General features: G+C 69.5%; 13 protein-coding genes. 9 read left to right on the forward strand and 4 right to left on the reverse strand.

The window, feature by feature from the left end; all coding sequences use genetic code 11:
- The first annotated feature begins 41 nt into the window (after nt 1-41).
- Nucleotides 42-1,481, forward strand: a complete 1,440-nt coding sequence (locus BEK98_RS03855) for a DHA2 family efflux MFS transporter permease subunit (protein WP_094214928.1) — start codon at nt 42-44, stop codon at nt 1,479-1,481.
- 90 nt (nt 1,482-1,571) lie between these two features.
- Here the strand turns inward: BEK98_RS03855 and BEK98_RS03860 are convergent, their stop codons facing one another.
- Nucleotides 1,572-2,444 (reverse strand): alpha/beta fold hydrolase, encoded by an 873-nt coding sequence (locus tag BEK98_RS03860; protein WP_094214929.1) that lies wholly within the window; start codon nt 2,442-2,444, stop codon nt 1,572-1,574.
- Between the two features lie 68 nt (nt 2,445-2,512).
- Here BEK98_RS03860 and BEK98_RS03865 point away from each other — a divergent pair, with 68 nt between their 5' ends.
- Complete coding sequence (locus BEK98_RS03865; protein ID WP_244201733.1) at nt 2,513-3,148, forward strand: CGNR zinc finger domain-containing protein; 636 nt, start codon at nt 2,513-2,515, stop codon at nt 3,146-3,148.
- Between the two features lie 31 nt (nt 3,149-3,179).
- Here BEK98_RS03865 and BEK98_RS03870 read toward each other — a convergent pair whose 3' ends face one another.
- On the reverse strand, nt 3,180-3,689 hold the full coding sequence (locus BEK98_RS03870) for a winged helix-turn-helix transcriptional regulator (protein ID WP_094214930.1): 510 nt from the start codon (nt 3,687-3,689) through the stop codon (nt 3,180-3,182).
- Between the two features lie 560 nt (nt 3,690-4,249).
- Here BEK98_RS03870 and BEK98_RS03875 point away from each other — a divergent pair.
- From BEK98_RS03875 to BEK98_RS03895, 5 genes are all read left to right on the forward strand, one after another.
- Nucleotides 4,250-4,552 carry a DUF485 domain-containing protein gene (locus BEK98_RS03875; RefSeq protein ID WP_094214931.1) on the forward strand — a complete coding sequence of 101 codons (303 nt, stop codon included), beginning with the start codon at nt 4,250-4,252 and terminating at the stop codon, nt 4,550-4,552.
- A gap of 4 nt (nt 4,553-4,556) precedes the next feature.
- Nucleotides 4,557-6,218, forward strand: a complete 1,662-nt coding sequence (locus BEK98_RS03880) for a sodium:solute symporter family transporter (protein ID WP_094214932.1) — start codon at nt 4,557-4,559, stop codon at nt 6,216-6,218.
- Between the two features lie 433 nt (nt 6,219-6,651).
- The gene (locus BEK98_RS03885; RefSeq protein WP_094214933.1) at nt 6,652-8,541 is read left to right on the forward strand and encodes a propionyl-CoA synthetase; all 1,890 of its coding nucleotides are present in this window, start codon (nt 6,652-6,654) and stop codon (nt 8,539-8,541) included.
- A gap of 95 nt (nt 8,542-8,636) precedes the next feature.
- Nucleotides 8,637-10,826, forward strand: coding sequence for an ATP-binding SpoIIE family protein phosphatase (locus BEK98_RS03890; protein ID WP_094214934.1), 2,190 nt, complete (start codon nt 8,637-8,639; stop codon nt 10,824-10,826).
- Between the two features lie 170 nt (nt 10,827-10,996).
- Nucleotides 10,997-12,064, forward strand: a complete 1,068-nt coding sequence (locus BEK98_RS03895) for an alkene reductase (protein ID WP_094214935.1) — start codon at nt 10,997-10,999, stop codon at nt 12,062-12,064.
- A 152-nt stretch (nt 12,065-12,216) separates the two neighbouring features.
- Here BEK98_RS03895 and BEK98_RS03900 read toward each other — a convergent pair whose 3' ends face one another.
- A complete protein-coding gene (locus BEK98_RS03900; RefSeq protein ID WP_094214936.1) occupies nt 12,217-12,717 on the reverse strand; it encodes a PaaI family thioesterase in 501 nt (166 codons plus the stop codon).
- A 93-nt stretch (nt 12,718-12,810) separates the two neighbouring features.
- On the opposite strand from BEK98_RS03900, the gene BEK98_RS03905 reads away from it, so the two are divergent.
- Nucleotides 12,811-13,278: a winged helix-turn-helix transcriptional regulator gene (locus tag BEK98_RS03905; RefSeq protein WP_094214937.1), complete on the forward strand. Its 468-nt coding sequence runs from the start codon at nt 12,811-12,813 to the stop codon at nt 13,276-13,278.
- A 109-nt stretch (nt 13,279-13,387) separates the two neighbouring features.
- Nucleotides 13,388-13,960, forward strand: coding sequence for a TetR/AcrR family transcriptional regulator (locus tag BEK98_RS03910; RefSeq protein ID WP_094214938.1), 573 nt, complete (start codon nt 13,388-13,390; stop codon nt 13,958-13,960).
- On the opposite strand, the gene BEK98_RS03915 is transcribed toward BEK98_RS03910, so the two are convergent.
- Nucleotides 13,950-14,960, reverse strand: coding sequence for a LysR family transcriptional regulator (locus BEK98_RS03915; protein ID WP_094214939.1), 1,011 nt, complete (start codon nt 14,958-14,960; stop codon nt 13,950-13,952). The genes BEK98_RS03910 and BEK98_RS03915 overlap by 11 nt on opposite strands.
- Nucleotides 14,961-15,078: the final 118 nt, after the last annotated feature.

A 15,078-nucleotide genomic window follows, 5' to 3' on the forward strand; every position in this document is an offset into this window, starting at 1 on the left:
CCCACGGGCCCACCGCACAGTACGTCCAGCAAGGGAACGTCATGACAGAGCACCGTAGACAACCGAGTCGGTCCGGCAGCGCCGTCTGGGCCATCGTCATCACCAGCATCGCCGGATTCATCACCGCACTCGACAACCTGATCGTCACCACCGCCCTGCCCTCCATCCGCAAGGACCTCGGCGGCGGCCTCGAAGACCTCGAATGGACGGTGAGCGCCTACACCCTCACCTTCGCGGTCCTGCTCATGTTCGGCGCCTCCCTGGGCGACCGCTTCGGCCGCCGCAGGCTGTTCGCCATCGGACTCGCGATCTTCACCGGCGCCTCGGCCGCCGCCGCCCTCGCCCCCGGGATGAGCGAGCTGATCACCGCCCGTGCGGCGCAGGGTGTCGGGGCCGCGATCGTGACGCCGCTTACGCTCACCCTGCTGTCGGCCGCCGTCCCGGCCGAGCGGCGCGGCGCGGCCTTCGGTATCTGGGGCGCGGCCAGCGGCATAGCCGTCGCCACCGGACCGCTCATCGGCGGCATGCTCACCCAGCACCTTTCCTGGCAGTGGATCTTCTGGGTGAACGTCCCGATCGGCCTGGCGCTGATCCCGCTCGCCCTGCTCCGGCTGGACGAGAGCCACGGCCCGCACCCAAGCCTGGACCTGGTGGGCACGGTCCTGGTCAGCGGCGGCCTGTTCGGCATCGTCTACGCCCTGGTGCGCGGCAACGCCGACGGCTGGACCAGCACCCCGGTTCTGGGCGGCTTCTTCGCGGGTACAGCCCTGCTCATCGGCTTCGTCCTGTACGAGCTGCGCGCCGAGCACCCGATGCTGCCGATGCGTCTCTTCCGACACCGTTCGTTCAGCACAATCAACGTCGCCAGCCTGCTGATGTTCCTGGGGATGTTCGGGGCGATCTTCCTACTCAGCCAGTACCTGCAGACCGTCGGCGGCTACTCGCCGATGCAGGCCGGCGTACGGATGCTGCCCTGGACTGCCATGCCCATGATCGCCGGGCCGCTGGCCGGGGTGCTCTCCGACCGCATCGGCGGCGGTCCGGTCGTCGCAGTGGGCATGGCTCTGAACGCCGTGGGCCTCGGGCTGTGGGCGCTGGCCGTCGAACCGCAGGTGACCTACACCCACCTGCTGCCCGCGCTGATCGTCTGCGGTATCGGCATGGGCATGTTCTTCGCGCCCAGTGCGAACCTCGTCATGAGCACGGTCCGCCCGGAGGAGCAGGGCATCGCCTCCGGCGCGAACAACGCGATCCGCGAGGTCGGCGGCGCCATCGGCGTCGCGTCGCTGGCAGCGGTCTTCTCCGCCCAGGGCGGCTACGGCTCCGCCTCGCTGTTCGTGGACGGGCTGGTCCCGGCGCTGTGGGTCGGGGCGGGTGCGGTCGCCGTCGCGGCGGCCCTGGCGTTCCTGATGCCCCGGCGACACGAGGCCCACGGCCCGGCTGCCGGACTCGCCACTGAGGACGCGCCGGTCGCGGCCTGAGGCAGACAGACCGACGGGTGGCCCGGCCGATTGCGACTGGAGCCGCCCTTCGGCGTGTCCTGCCCCCGGCTCAATTGCCCCACGGGAGCGTCACTGATCCTCGCCCGACGCCAGGAAAGCCCGCAGATGCGCCAGCAGGGCCTCCGGCTGCTCCTCGGGGATGAAGTGACCGCACTCCGGGATCTCGGCACCCGTGACGTCGTCCGCGTACGCACGCCAGATCTCCAGCGCGGGCAGGCGAGACGGCAGTCCCACGGAACCCCACAGCGCCAGCACCGGCATGGTGAGGCGGCGGCCCTCGGCCGCGTCGACGTCGTCGAGTTCGATGTCCTGCTCCATGGCCCGGTAGTCGTCGAAGCTCGCCCGCATGGCACCGGGACGGGAGAACGCACGGACATAGGCGTCGACCGTGTCGGGTGTCAGTCCATGCCGGTTGTAGGTCCACCGCTCGAAGAAGTACTCCAGGTACCCGCGGATGTCGTGGCCCACGAGCCGCTCGGGCAGATCGGGCTGCATCTGGAACAGCCAGTGCCAGTACCCGGAGGCGAGCGAGGTGTCCAGGCGGCGGAACATCTCCCGAGTGGGCACGATGTCGAGCACGGCCAGCCGCTCCACCTGGCCCGGACGGTCCAGTGCCCAGCGGTGCCCCACACGGGCACCGCGATCGTGACCCACGACCATGGCCTTCTCGAAGCCCAGCGCTTCGACCAGGCCGGCCATGTCGGCGGCCATCCGCCGCTTGTCGTACCCGGTCGTGGGCTTGTCGCTCCGGCCGTACCCGCGGAGGTCGGGCGCGACCACGGTGTGGCCGGCGGCGAGCTCCGGCAGCACCTCCCGCCAGCACAGAGAGGTCTGCGGCCAGCCGTGGAGCAGGACGACCAGTGGGCCGGATCCCGCCCGGACGTAGTGCAGGCGGACCCCGTCGACCTGCGTCACCCCGGTCGTCACCGTCGGCTGTCCCATGAACACTCCTCCTCGGCATCGACCAGCTAACCGTCTTAGATGGTTAAGCTAACGTGCAGAATGGAGGCGTGGCAACGGACGACTTGTGGGTCTGGGACGGCGGGCGGATCTGCCTGGACTTCGTCAACACGCTGCGCTTCCGGTGGCGCACCACGCCGGAGGAGACGCTCCGGAATCCGGGCGACCTGTCACGCTGGCTTCAGGAGGCAGGCCTGCTCACGTCGGGTGTCACCGCCATGGATCCCGCCGCTACGGCCGTTCTGGCGTCGGGCCTACGCCTGCGCGAAGCACTCGACCGAGCCGTACTGGCGGTAGCCGACGGCCTACTGCCGGCTCCGGGCGACGTCACGCTGCTGAACCGCTCTGCGGCGGCGGCCCCTCGGCCCGCCCTGCAGCTGGCCGTAAGGGACGGGCGCCTGGAGCCTGCCGGTACCGTGAACCGGGCCTGCGACCCCACAGCCTCACTGGCGCTGATCGCCCAGGATGCCGTCGATCTTGTGCTGTCCGCCGAGATCCGGCGGGTACGCATCTGCGGCGCGGAGCGCTGTGCCCTGCGCTTCGTGGACCGTTCGCCCGCCCGCAATCGCCGCTGGTGCTCCATGTCCCGCTGCGGCAACCGCACCAAGGTCCGCCTCCACCAGGCCAGAGCACGGGGCGCAGGACCCCGCTCGGACGCACGGAACGGGTGCGCACCGGAAAACTGAACGCGCCACCGGTGCGGTCACTTCCCGCCGTTCACCCCACGAGCTTCAGGCGGAACGCGGGGCCGGGAACGCTCTCGACGTCTTCGGCCTGTACGGCATGACCTTCTCCGCAGCGGATCTGGACGCCGACGGGTGCGCCGCACTCGCGATGCCGCGCCAGTACGGCCGGCCCCTCGGGGTCGGCAGCGTGCCGATCCCCCCACTGCAGAAGCCCCATCACCGCCGGCACCAGATCCATGCCCTTGGGGGTGATCACGTATTTCGGGCGACTGCGGGAACCGGGCTCCTGGTAGCTCTCGGTGGCGAGGATCCCCTCGGCCACGAGCATCCGGAGCCGCGCCGCGAGAAGGTTGCGGGGGCAGCCCAGGACGCGTTCGAAGTCACCGAAGCGGGACGAGCCGTACCAGACCTCACGCAGGATCAGGATCGTCCACTTCTCGCCCACGATCTCAAGGGTCCGGGCGATCGAGCAGTTCGACGTGTCCCGGTCGAGGCGGAGGTCCGCGCCGGTGTCCTTGGCAAGTTCGGTCCACGCAGTCATGGGCATGATTCTAACGCGATCTGAGTTTACTTTTCGATACTTAGAAGCGGGTCCATCCATCCACTGCCGCACGTCGGCACCAGACCGGCCTCGCACGTCGGCACCCCGCCACAACAGTGACGTATCCCACACGTCTCACAGGCTGTTGACAGCTCGTCACAAGTTCCGTGATCCTCCTGATCTCAGCAGGGCGCATCACGGCACAAGAGGCCGGTGAGTGCGCACCTGCTTTCGCGAGGTCCTGTCGGGACTCCGCCATCCCGACCTCTGGTTCTTCCGCTCCTTCGCCGACCGCCCGGCACAGCACCCTGTGCGCCGAACGGCGACGGACGCGAGCGCCGCGCCCTGTACCGCGCGCCGCACTTCGGCCGGGACGCCCGCCTTGCCTCTTCTCGCCGCCGCCATGCGACTGCCCGGCACTCCCCCACCATCTCGATCCCGGAAGGCCGCGTGCCGCGCGGTCGTCCACCCCACCGCTTGGAGGTTCCGTGCACCCGCCCGTCCCCCCGGCTCCCCCAGGTCACCCGCCGGCACCGCGTCACGCCGCAGAGCTGCCCGGCATGGATCGCCTCCGCGAGACCGCACACAGTGCACAGCGCACCTTCCTCGTCGTGAACGCGGTGCCGTTCTCCGTCGGCATCGCGCTGTCCTGTTTCACCGACGTTCCGGCGGCGACGGTGTCGGGGAACCTCACGCTCGGCATGGTGTGGGGCATCCTGCAGTGCGCGCTCTTCGTCGCCAGTGCCTGGCTCTACGAAATGCGAAGTACGCGGTCGTCGGATCCCGTCGAGCTGTCCCTGGAGTCGGACGCGCCCCACACGGACGCATCGGGGGCCGCCGCCGCCCACAGGACCCGGTGGTGAAGCGGTGACCACGGACATCCTGAGCTCGGGTGTACTCGACCCCATCGGTCCGGACGCAAGACGCCCCGTGATCATCGCCTTCCTGGTCTTCATCGGCGTGTCCCTGCTCTGGGTCTTCACCCTCGCCACCGCGGACGAGGTCGATCCCGAGAAGCTCTACGTCGCCGACCGTTCCCTCTCCCCCGCCTTCAACGGATGGGCCATGGCCGGCGAGCAGATCTCGGTCGTCACCCTGTTGACGGTCTCCGGCGGAATCGCCCTGTTCGGTTACGACGGGTTCACGTACGCCCTCGACGGTCTGATCACCCTTGGTGTGCTGCTGCTCCTCGGGCAGAAGATCCGCAACAGCGGCCACTACACGCTCGGCGGCCTGTTCTCCCTGCGCGCATCGGGATCCGGGCCCAGAATCGCCGCGAGCACGGTGACGCTGGCCATCTCGATCCCTCTCCTCGTCATCCAACTGCGTGCCGCCGGGATCAGCGTCGCCCTGCTGATCGGCCTGCCCAACGATGCCACCCAGGTGATATGCACGGTGCTGATGGGCTGCCTCGTCGCCTGCTTCGCCGCGGTGACGGGGCTGCGAGGCAACAGTTTCATGCACGCCGCCAAGGTTCCGATCACCCTGGCGGTCCTCTTGGTGATGACCCTGCTCGCCCTGAGCAAGTTCGCGTGGGATCCCGGGGTTCTGCTGTCGGCCGCGGTGAAGAACAGTGTGGCGCCCGATGCCTATCTGAAGCCCGGGCTCTGGCCGTACACAGCGCGCCTCGGGTCACTCAACACGTTCGGCAATCACGTCGTCTTCATCCTCGGCACGGCCGTGATGCCTCCCATGATCCTGCGGATCGGTGCGTCGCGGACCGGGCGGGCGGCACGCCGGTCCATGAGCATCGCCACAGGGCTGGGCGGCGTCTTCGTCGCCCTCCTGGTCACCACCGGCTTCGCCGCCGCGGCCGTGGTGGGTGGCGCCGGCATCGGCACGGTAGACGCCGGCGGGCAGACGGCCCCGATCCTGCTGGCCTCTGACGTGCTCCGCGACGGTTCGACACAACGCGTCGCGCTGATCACCCTCATGGCGTGCGTCATCTTCCTCACCGTGCTCACCACCGTGACCGGCGTGACGTTCGCCGCGGCCGTCTCCCTCGCCCACGACGTGCTGGCGCGAGGCGGGCGCCGCACCGACACCGAAGAGGTGCGGGCACTTCGGGTGGCCGCCATCGTCATGTGCGCGGTGAGCCTGTCCCTGGCGGCCGCCATCCACCGCTACCCGAACGAGTTCCTGGTCGCTTTCGCGATCAGTGTCGCGGCCTCCTGCGTCTTTCCCACGTTGATCTACTCGTTCTTCTGGCACCGATTCAACCGCAGAGGACTTCTGTGGTCCGTCTATGGGGGACTACTGCTCTGCGCCCTCCTCACGGTCTTCTCACCCATCGTCTCGGGAACCGAGTTCGCGCTGTGGCCGGAGGCGAGTTTCGACTGGTACCCGTTCCAGACCCCGGGTCTGGTCTCCGTTCCTGCGGCGTTCGCCTTGGGGTGGCTCGGTAGCATCACCTCGGCCGAGGACTCCGGACCCGATTTCCAGCATGTGCAATACCGAGTCCTGACCGGCCGGGAACTCGGGGCCCGGCCCGCCGATCCGCAACGGCGGGACCGCCCGCAACCCCGGTAAGACGAAGAGCCCCCGTCGCGTCCAGGGAAGATTCCATCCCCCTCTGGGTTTACTTTCAGATACTCAGGAAGTAGCGTCCAGACCAGTACACCCACCCGGCAGCGTCCGGCGCGGCCGGGCCCGGTACCGACCCGAGCAGGAGCTTCACCATGGCTAGGCCCGGGTACAGCAGTTCACGCGGTTCGTCGTGAGCGTCGGCGCGAAAGCGGCGAACCCTCGGCCCTGACCTCCCCGATCATCCGCGACACAGACGGCTCCAACCGGATCGGCACTCGGCTCAGCCACCACCTCGGCAACCGAGCCGAAGACCGGCTCGCCCCGGGCCCTCCTCCTCGTCTCTGCCGGCCGGTATGCGATAGGGGTGTCCCGTACCGCCCTGTTCGCCGCCGCGCCCCGGAAGCGGCACGACCCCGAAGCCACAAAGGAGTGCGCGATGGGAATGTACGAGGATGTCTTCCGTGCCAGCATCGAAGAGCCGGAATCCTTCTGGCTGAAGGCGGCGGAAGGCATCGACTGGGTTACCCCTCCGCGACGCGCCCTGGATTCCTCGGACGCGCCCTTCTACCGCTGGTTTCCCGACGGGCGGCTGAACGTCTGCTTCAACGCGCTCGACCGGCATGTCGAGGCCGGCCGGGGCGAGGAGCCCGCACTGGTCTACGACTCGCCGGTGACCGGCACGCGGCGCACGTACACCTACGCGGAGCTCACGGACGAGGTGGCGACCTTCGCCGGAGCGCTCGCACAGCTCGGCGTGGGGCAGGGCGACCGTGTGGTGATCTACATGCCGATGGTCCCCGAGGCCGCCGTCGCGATGCTGGCCTGCGCGCGGATCGGCGCGGTCCACTCGGTCGTCTTCGGCGGGTTCGCCCCGCGCGAACTCGCCCTCCGTATCGACGACGCGGCCCCGAAGGTGGTCGTCTCCGCCTCGTGCGGCATCGAGGGCCAACGCGTCATCGCATACAAGCCGCTGCTCGACCGGGCGATCGAACTGGCGACCCACAAGCCCGAGAAGCGCGTGATCCTGCAACGCCCGCAAGAGCAGGCCGAGTTGGGGCCGGACGATCTCGACTGGGGCGAACTGGCCGCCGCCGCGCAGCCGGCCGACTGCGTTCCCGTTTCCGCCACCGACCCCCTCTACATCCTCTACACCTCGGGAACGACCGGAAAACCCAAGGGAGTCGTCCGCGACTGCGGCGGCTACGCGGTCGCCCTTCACTGGTCCATGGGCGCCGTCTACGACGTGGGTCCCGGCGAGACGATGTTCACCGGCTCCGACGTCGGCTGGGTCGTCGGGCACTCGTACATCGTCTACGCCCCCCTGCTGGCCGGCGCCACGACGGTCCTGTACGAAGGCAAACCGGTCGGCACCCCGGATGCGGGCCAGTTCTGGCGCGTCGCCGCCGAGTACGGTGTCAAGACGATGTTCACGGCGCCGACCGCATTCCGGGCCATCCGCAAGGAGGACCCGAAGGGCACACTCACCGCCGGCTACGACCTGTCCGCCCTGCGCCACCTGTTCCTCGCCGGTGAGCGCCTCGACCCCGAGACGTATCACTGGGCGAGCGCTCTGCTGGGCGTCCCAGTGATCGACCACTGGTGGCAGACCGAGACCGGCTGGCCCATCGTCGCCAACCCCATGGGCATCGAGGCCGCGCCGCTCAAGCCGGGGTCTCCGACGCGCCCGCTGCCGGGCTGGGACGTCCGGGTCCTCGACCCTGCGGGCAAGCCGGTACCCACAGACGTCGACGGCGCGATCGTCGTGAAGCTCCCCCTGCCACCAGGCGCGCTACCGACCCTCTGGAACGACGACGAGCGCTACGTCGCCTCCTACCTCTCCGCATACGACGGCTACTACCTCACAGGCGACAGCGGCCACATCGACGACGACGGGTACGTCTTCGTCATGGGCCGTACCGACGATGTCATCAACGTCGCCGGACACCGGCTGTCCACCGGCAGCATGGAGGAGGCCCTGGCCGCCCACCCCGACGTCGCCGAGTGCGCCGTCATCGGTGTCGCCGACGCCCTGAAGGGACAGATCCCGCGCGGCTTCGTCGTGCTGAAGGCCGGCACCGACCGCGAACCGGGCGAGGTGGAGGCCGAACTCGTCCGGCTCGTACGCGAACGCATCGGTGCCGTCGCCTCCCTCAAGGACGTCGCGGTCGTGGCCGCCCTGCCCAAGACCCGCTCGGGAAAGATCCTGCGCAAGACGATGCGCGGCATCGCCGACGGCCACGACGAGCCCATCCCGTCCACGGTGGACGATCCGGGTGTCATCGAGACCCTGCGTCCTGTTCTCCACCGTCCGGATCACACACCGTGAGTGACGACGCACGGCCCGTCCGCCGGTGGGCGGAGGACCTCCGGCGGACTTCGCGAGGCACGGCCCTGCTACCAGGGCGGGGGTACATTTCGGATATGGGGACCGATGTGCATCTCTTCCTCAGTGATCTCGCCCGAGGGCTCATGCCGCGGACGGATCACGTGGCGGACGTGGTGCTGCGGCGCCTGCGCGGCGAGTTTCCCGAGCTGTGGAAGTACGAGGACATCGCCGCTGTGGCCCCGGCCGGGCTGTCCGAACACGTCGTCGCCGCTCTGGTCTTCCTCGCCCGCGGCCGTGACCTGACCGAGGTCAGGACACCGCCCGCGGCCATCGAGTTCGCCTGCCGGCTCGCTGAGCACGGAGTGCCGATCAGTGAGCTCCTGCGTGTCTACCGGATCGTGCACGCAGGTCTGCTGCACGAGCTCTATGCCGAAGCGGCCCGGGTCACCGACTCGCAGGAACTGCTCAGCCAGACCACCGTCACACTGAGCGCGCTGGCCTTCGAGTACGTCGACCGCACATCGGACCAGGCTGTCGCGGCCTACCAGCGGGCACGTGACCGGTGCCTGCAGCGGCGCCTGATCGTGATCAACGAGGCCGGGACCCGGATCGGAACGACCCTGGACATCGCCGTCACCGCCCAGGAGCTGGCGGACGTCGGGACCGATCACTTCGCCGACCTCGCCGCCGTCGACCTGCTCTCCTCCGCCCTCGAGGAGGAGGATCTCTACCCGGCGCCCGCTCCTGCGACCCTGCGCCGCATCGCCCAGGCGACCTCGGCCGGCTGCCCGGAGCTGGCATGCGCCGCAGGGCGGACGCACAGCTACCCGGAAGGCTCGGAGCCAGCCCGTGTACTGGCGAACGGACAGCCCCTCCGCCTCTACGTCACAGCGGATGACGTTCCCGCGTGGCTGGCGACATCGGCGGACCACGCACTCGCCCTGCGTGCGTGGGGTCCGCACTCCCTGCTCCTGGTCCCCCTGTGGGCCCGTGGCAGTCCGCTGGGACTCGCGCAGTTCGTCCGCCGCCGGACGGCGGATCCGTTCGACGACGACGAGATGCTGCTGGCCCAGGAGATCGCGTCGAGAGCGGCGGTGAACATCGACAACGCCCGTCGCTACACGCAGGAGCGGTCCACCGCGCTCACTCTCCAACGCAGCCTGCTGCCGCACCGCACGCCGGAGGAGTCCGCCGTCGAGACGGCGTCGCGCTACCTGCCCAGCGGATCACGCGCCGGAGTGGGGGGCGACTGGTTCGACGTGATACCGCTCTCCGGAGCCCGCGTCGCTCTCGTCGTGGGCGACGTGATCGGCCGCGGCATCCATGCCGCGGCCACCATGGGCCGACTGCGGACGGCCGTCCGTACCCTGGCCGACCTCGATCTGCCTCCCGACGAACTGCTGACCCATCTTGATGACGTGGTCATCCGGTCGCAGCGCGAGGAGGAGCGCGCGGACGAGATCAGCGCCACCTGCCTGTACGCGGTCTACGACCCCGTCTCCCGCGTCTGCTCGCTGGCCAGCGCCGGGCATGTGGCTCCGGTCGTGGTGGCTCCCCTCGCCGGTGACGCCGATGCCCCCGCATCACGCAGGGTCGACTTCCCGGAGCTGCCGGTCGGCCCACCCCTGGGCCTGGGCGGACTCCCTTTCGAAACGGCCCAGTTCAAACTGGAGCACGGCAGTCGGCTGGTGCTGTACACCGACGGTCTCGTCCAGAGCCGCACGCGTGACCCGGACCGCACGCTCGCGTCGCTGCACGAAGTTCTCGCCGGGTCGCCAGCCTCGCTCGACGAGACCTGTGACGAACTGCTGTCCGCACTGCTGCCCCACCGCCCCACGGACGATGTCGCCCTCCTCGTGGCACAGACCAGAGCCCTTGACTCCGGTCACGTCGCCACCTGGGATCTACCCTGCGACCCGGCCGTCGTCTCCAAGGCCCGCGCCCAGGCGTCCGCCCAGCTGGCCACCTGGGGTCTGGAGGACATGGCCTTCACCACCGAGCTCGTGGTCAGTGAACTGGTGACGAACGCCATCCGCTACGGCAGGGGTCCCATCCAACTACGAATGGTCCTTCAGTCCACGCTGACGTGCGAGGTCTCGGACGCCAGCAGCACCGCCCCGCACCTGCGTCGCGCCCGGGTCTTCGACGAGGGCGGCCGCGGCCTGCTCCTGGTCGCCCAGCTCACCGAGCGCTGGGGGACGCGGCACAACCGCGAGGGCAAGGTCATCTGGGCCGAGCAGCTGATTGCCAGCCCTTCGACCGAGGCCCCGTCCGCTCCGGCGTGAGGGTCCGCACGGGTTCCGCGGGATCCCCGCTTGCCACAGCACACCGTCCCACATAGTATTACGTTCATAATTCTACGACGCGCCGACACTCGCTCGGCTGACCGGCCGGGGTGATGACCGCCTCCCCCGCGCCCCTCGACGATCCATCACCCCTTGCAAGAGGAATTCCTATGCTGAACGCCCTGTGGAACCCGATCACCGTCGGAGACATCCCCCTGCCGCACCGCCTGGCCATGGCACCCCTGACCCGGAGCCGTGCCACCCCGGAGGGCGTGCCGACCGAGCTGAACGCCGAGTACTACGCCCAGCGCGCCTCGCACGCACTCATCATCACCGAGGGCACCCAGCCCTCCGCCGACGGCCAGGGCTACCCGGTGACCCCAGGTATCTACACCGAGGAACACATCGCCGGCTGGCGCAAGGTCACCGACGCCGTGCACGCGGCCGACGGGCGGATCGTCATCCAGCTGATGCACGCCGGACGCATCGCCCACCCGGACAGCACCCCGCACCACCGGCAGCCGGTGGCCCCCTCCGCGATCAGGCCGCAGGGCCTCACCTTCACCCCGTCCGGGATGCAGGAGATGCCCGAGCCGCGCGAGCTGTCCACCGAGGAGGTCGCCGCGACGATCGAGGACTTCCGCCACGCCGCCGCGGCCGCCGTCGCGGCCGGCGCCGACGGCGTCGAGATCCACGGCGCCAACGGCTACCTGGTCAACCAGTTCCTCTTCCCCAGCGCCAACCAGCGCACCGACCAGTACGGCGGCTCTCTCGACAATCGCATCCGTTTCGCGGTGGAGGTCGCCACGGCCGTAGCCGACGAGATCGGCGCCGGCCGTACCGGCATCCGGATCTCCCCCGGCAACCCCTTCCAGCTCAACGACCTCGTGGAGATCGACCCGCACGAGCTTTACCCGCACCTGCTGCGCGCCCTCGCCCCGCTCAACCTCGCCTACCTGCACATAGGCCACGGCGGCGACGAGGAACTCCTGCACACGCTGCGCAAGCTGTGGCCCACCACGCTGCTCCTCAACCGGGCAGGCGCCGACATCGCGACCCGCGCCAAGGACGTCGAGGACGGCGTGGCCGACGTCGTCACCGTCGGCACCATGGCCCTCGCCAACCCCGACCTGGTCGCGCGCGTACGCTCCGGGGCGTCCCTGAACACCCCCGACCCGAACACGTTCTACGGCGGTGGCGCGGCCGGCTACACCGACTACCCCGCCCTCACGGCCTGACAACGGGCCCACGCACCCGGGGAGTTGCCGCCCCGGGTGCTCCGCACGGACCCCGGTACGCATCACCCCGTTCCTTGCTCGGGCTGCCGGGCCGATGTGCACAGCGGGCGGCGCACCTCGGGGAGGGGCGCTCGACCGGTCGCTACCGGAACTCACGCCGGGGAGGCGGGCACCGGGAAGAGCATGCAGCTGCTGGTGGCGTGAGCGAGCAGCCGATCCGTCGCGTCGACCAGCTGAGCCTGGGCGAGGGCGGTCTGGCGCCCCCTGCTGACCACCGTGCCGATGGCGCGCACCGTGCCCGTGTCCACGGTGATCCGGCGCAGGAACTTCACCGTCAGGTCGAGCGAGGTGTACGCCATGCCCTGCGGGAGAGTGGACTGGACGGCACAGCCCGCCGCCGAGTCGAGCAAGGTGGCGAAGATGCCGCCGTGCACGCTGCCGATCGGGTTGTAGTGCTCCTCCCCCGGCGTCAGGGAGAAGACCGCCCTGCCGGGCTCCACCTCGTCCAGGGTGAAGTCGACGGTGTGGTTGATCGGCGGACCCGGCAGCCGCCCGGCCTGCAGTTCGCGCAGGAAGTCGAGACCGGCCATGCGCCCGGCGGTCTCCGCCAGGATCGCGGGATCTTCCCACTGGTACGTACGTGTGCGCCCCACGGCCGATCGCCTTCCTGTCTGGCTTTTCTCAGTGAAGCTAGCCTTCGCCTCACCTGACTGTCAACGGCGAAGCCAGGGTCGTACGATGGCGCAATGGAGTGGCTTGAGGCGAGCACGGAGAACTGCCCCGTCCAGCGCACGCTCGACGTGGTGGGAGAGAAGTGGACGTTGCTGATCCTGCGCGACGCCGTCAACGGAGTCCGCCGGTTCGACGACTTCCACCGCCACATCGGCCTGTCGGAGGCGGTCCTCAGCGACCGCTTGAGGAAGCTGGTCACTGCCGGGATCCTGAACACCGTCCCCTACCGGGAACCGGGCAGCCGCTCCCGCAACGAGTACCGCCTGACCCGCAAGGGCTGGGACCTGTGGCCAGCCCTGATGGCGCTGAGCCAGTGGGGCGAGGCGTACACCCTCGGCCCCGAGGGCCCCGTACTGGACATCCGCCACACCGACTGCGACGCGCCGGTCCGCGTCGTCGTCGAGTGCTCCGCGGATCACTCCACCCTGAACCCCGGCGACGTGACCGCCCGACTGGGGCCCGGCGCTCGACCTCGGCGGTGAGTCAAAGGACCGGCCGTTGTCGACGCCCGCTATCACATTACGCACGTCAGGCAATCGGTTAGGCTTGTGTACGGGGCAACGGCCTTGAGGGAGCGAATGGAGGACGCCCATGGTGCGCTATGCCAAGGAGCACAAGCAGGAGACGCGGAAGCGCATCATCGAGAAGGCCGGTGAGCGGTTCAAGCTGGACGGAATCGACGGATCGGGCGTCTCCACGCTGATGTCCGACGCCGGGCTCACCAACGGAGCGTTCTACGCCCACTTCGCCTCGAAAGACGATCTCGTCGCCAACGTCGTGACCGACCAGCTGCACACGCAGCTCTCGCGCTACGGCGATCTGCGGCCCGGCCGCGAGGGACTTGAGGACCTCGTGCGCGAGTATCTGTCGCCCGAACACCGCGACCACCGCGGTGCGGGCTGCCCCTCCGCCGCCCTTCTCGACGAGATAGGCCGCTGCGGGGAGCAGACAAAGCAGGCCTACACCGACGGAGCGCGGGCCATCGTGGAGGAGATCGCCGCCCGCCTGACGCCCGGTGATCCGCGATCCGCCCGGGGGAAGGCCATCGGGCTCTACACCATGATGGTGGGAACGCTGCAGCTGTCCCGCGCGCTCTCCGACCCGAAGTTCGCCGACGAAGTCCTTGAGCAGGGCATCGAGAACGCCCTCGCGTTCATGCGCTGAGCCGGGGACCACCTGGCGTTCGTTCCGGGATCAGTTCCGCACCCCGTTCGGCGACCTCGTGCCGCAGAGCGTTCCACAGGGCGCGTACGGCGGGGTGCGCCACCGCCTCGCGGCGCACGGCCAGGGTGATGGGAAGCCGAATGTCGATCTCGTCGTCGAGCAGTCGGCAAAGCCGGCTCCGCCGAGCGAGAAAGGCCGGCAGGACCCCGATACCGGCCCCCTGCTCGGTGGCTTCGAGCTGGGCGAAGACATTCGTCGAGGAGAACGCCGGGCTCACCCCCGGCAGGTGGCGTTCCATGTCGAGGTCGCCGACCTGCAGCATCGACTCGATGTAGAAGACGAGCGGGTGCTCCCGCAGCTCGGCCACCGACTCCGGCCGACCGTTCCGGGCGAGGTAGCCGTCGGAGGCGTAGAGCCCCAGCGTGTAGTCGGTGAGGTGCTCGGTCACCAGACGGCCGCTGGAGGGAACGCCGATGACGAGAGCGAGATCGAAGCCGGACGGGCGCAGGGCGAGCTGCCGTGTCGCGGTGACGAGTTCCACCTGGAGCTGCGGATGCCGACGGCGCAGCCGCACCAGGGCGGGCGTGACGAACACGGTGCCGATGCCGTCGGGTGCGCTGACGCGCACCGTGCCGCGCAGGGACGGCACATCCTGGCCCGCCACAGTGTCGACGACGCGGTGCACTGCCTCCTCGATCGCGCGCGCGTTCTCCGAAACGGCCCTTCCGATGTCCGTCAGGGCCCATCCCTCCGTGCCGCGCTCGACGAGGCGAAGGCCGATGCTCTTCTCCAACGTGGCGATACGGCGGGACACGGTGGTGTGATCCACTCCCAGTGCGTCGGCGGCGGCCACCAGACGCCCCGTACGGGCTACCGCGAGCAGGTAACGCAGGTCGTCCGCACGGATTTTGCGCGGATCGACGGAGCGACGGGAGTCGACCGGCCGCGAGGCCGAGCTCTCGTCCTGCTCGTCCGACTCATGTGTGGAGCGTGGGCGCACAGCAACTCCATATCTGCGTTTTCGCACAGTTGATGTGCGTTATTGGTGGTTGATTGCACATTGGGCCGGTCGCACAGTCGAGGGGGTGAGCGCGCCACGCGCCGCCGTTCCTGCTGAA

This window comes from Streptomyces diastatochromogenes (assembly GCF_002242805.1).
In the GTDB taxonomy this organism is placed as follows: Bacteria; Actinomycetota; Actinomycetes; order Streptomycetales; family Streptomycetaceae; genus Streptomyces; species Streptomyces diastatochromogenes.

Excerpts from the sequence above, each read along its gene's own strand:
- BEK98_RS03855 (WP_094214928.1), top strand. The coding sequence starts at position 42 with ATGACAGAGCACCGTAGACAACCGAGTCGGTCCGGCAGCGCCGTCTGG.
- BEK98_RS03860 (WP_094214929.1), bottom strand. The coding sequence starts at position 2,444 with ATGGGACAGCCGACGGTGACGACCGGGGTGACGCAGGTCGACGGGGTC.
- BEK98_RS03870 (WP_094214930.1), bottom strand. The coding sequence starts at position 3,689 with ATGACTGCGTGGACCGAACTTGCCAAGGACACCGGCGCGGACCTCCGC.
- BEK98_RS03875 (WP_094214931.1), top strand. The coding sequence starts at position 4,250 with ATGGATCGCCTCCGCGAGACCGCACACAGTGCACAGCGCACCTTCCTC.
- BEK98_RS03885 (WP_094214933.1), top strand. The coding sequence starts at position 6,652 with ATGGGAATGTACGAGGATGTCTTCCGTGCCAGCATCGAAGAGCCGGAA.
- BEK98_RS03890 (WP_094214934.1), top strand. The coding sequence starts at position 8,637 with ATGGGGACCGATGTGCATCTCTTCCTCAGTGATCTCGCCCGAGGGCTC.
- BEK98_RS03895 (WP_094214935.1), top strand. The coding sequence starts at position 10,997 with ATGCTGAACGCCCTGTGGAACCCGATCACCGTCGGAGACATCCCCCTG.
- BEK98_RS03905 (WP_094214937.1), top strand. The coding sequence starts at position 12,811 with ATGGAGTGGCTTGAGGCGAGCACGGAGAACTGCCCCGTCCAGCGCACG.
- BEK98_RS03910 (WP_094214938.1), top strand. The coding sequence starts at position 13,388 with ATGGTGCGCTATGCCAAGGAGCACAAGCAGGAGACGCGGAAGCGCATC.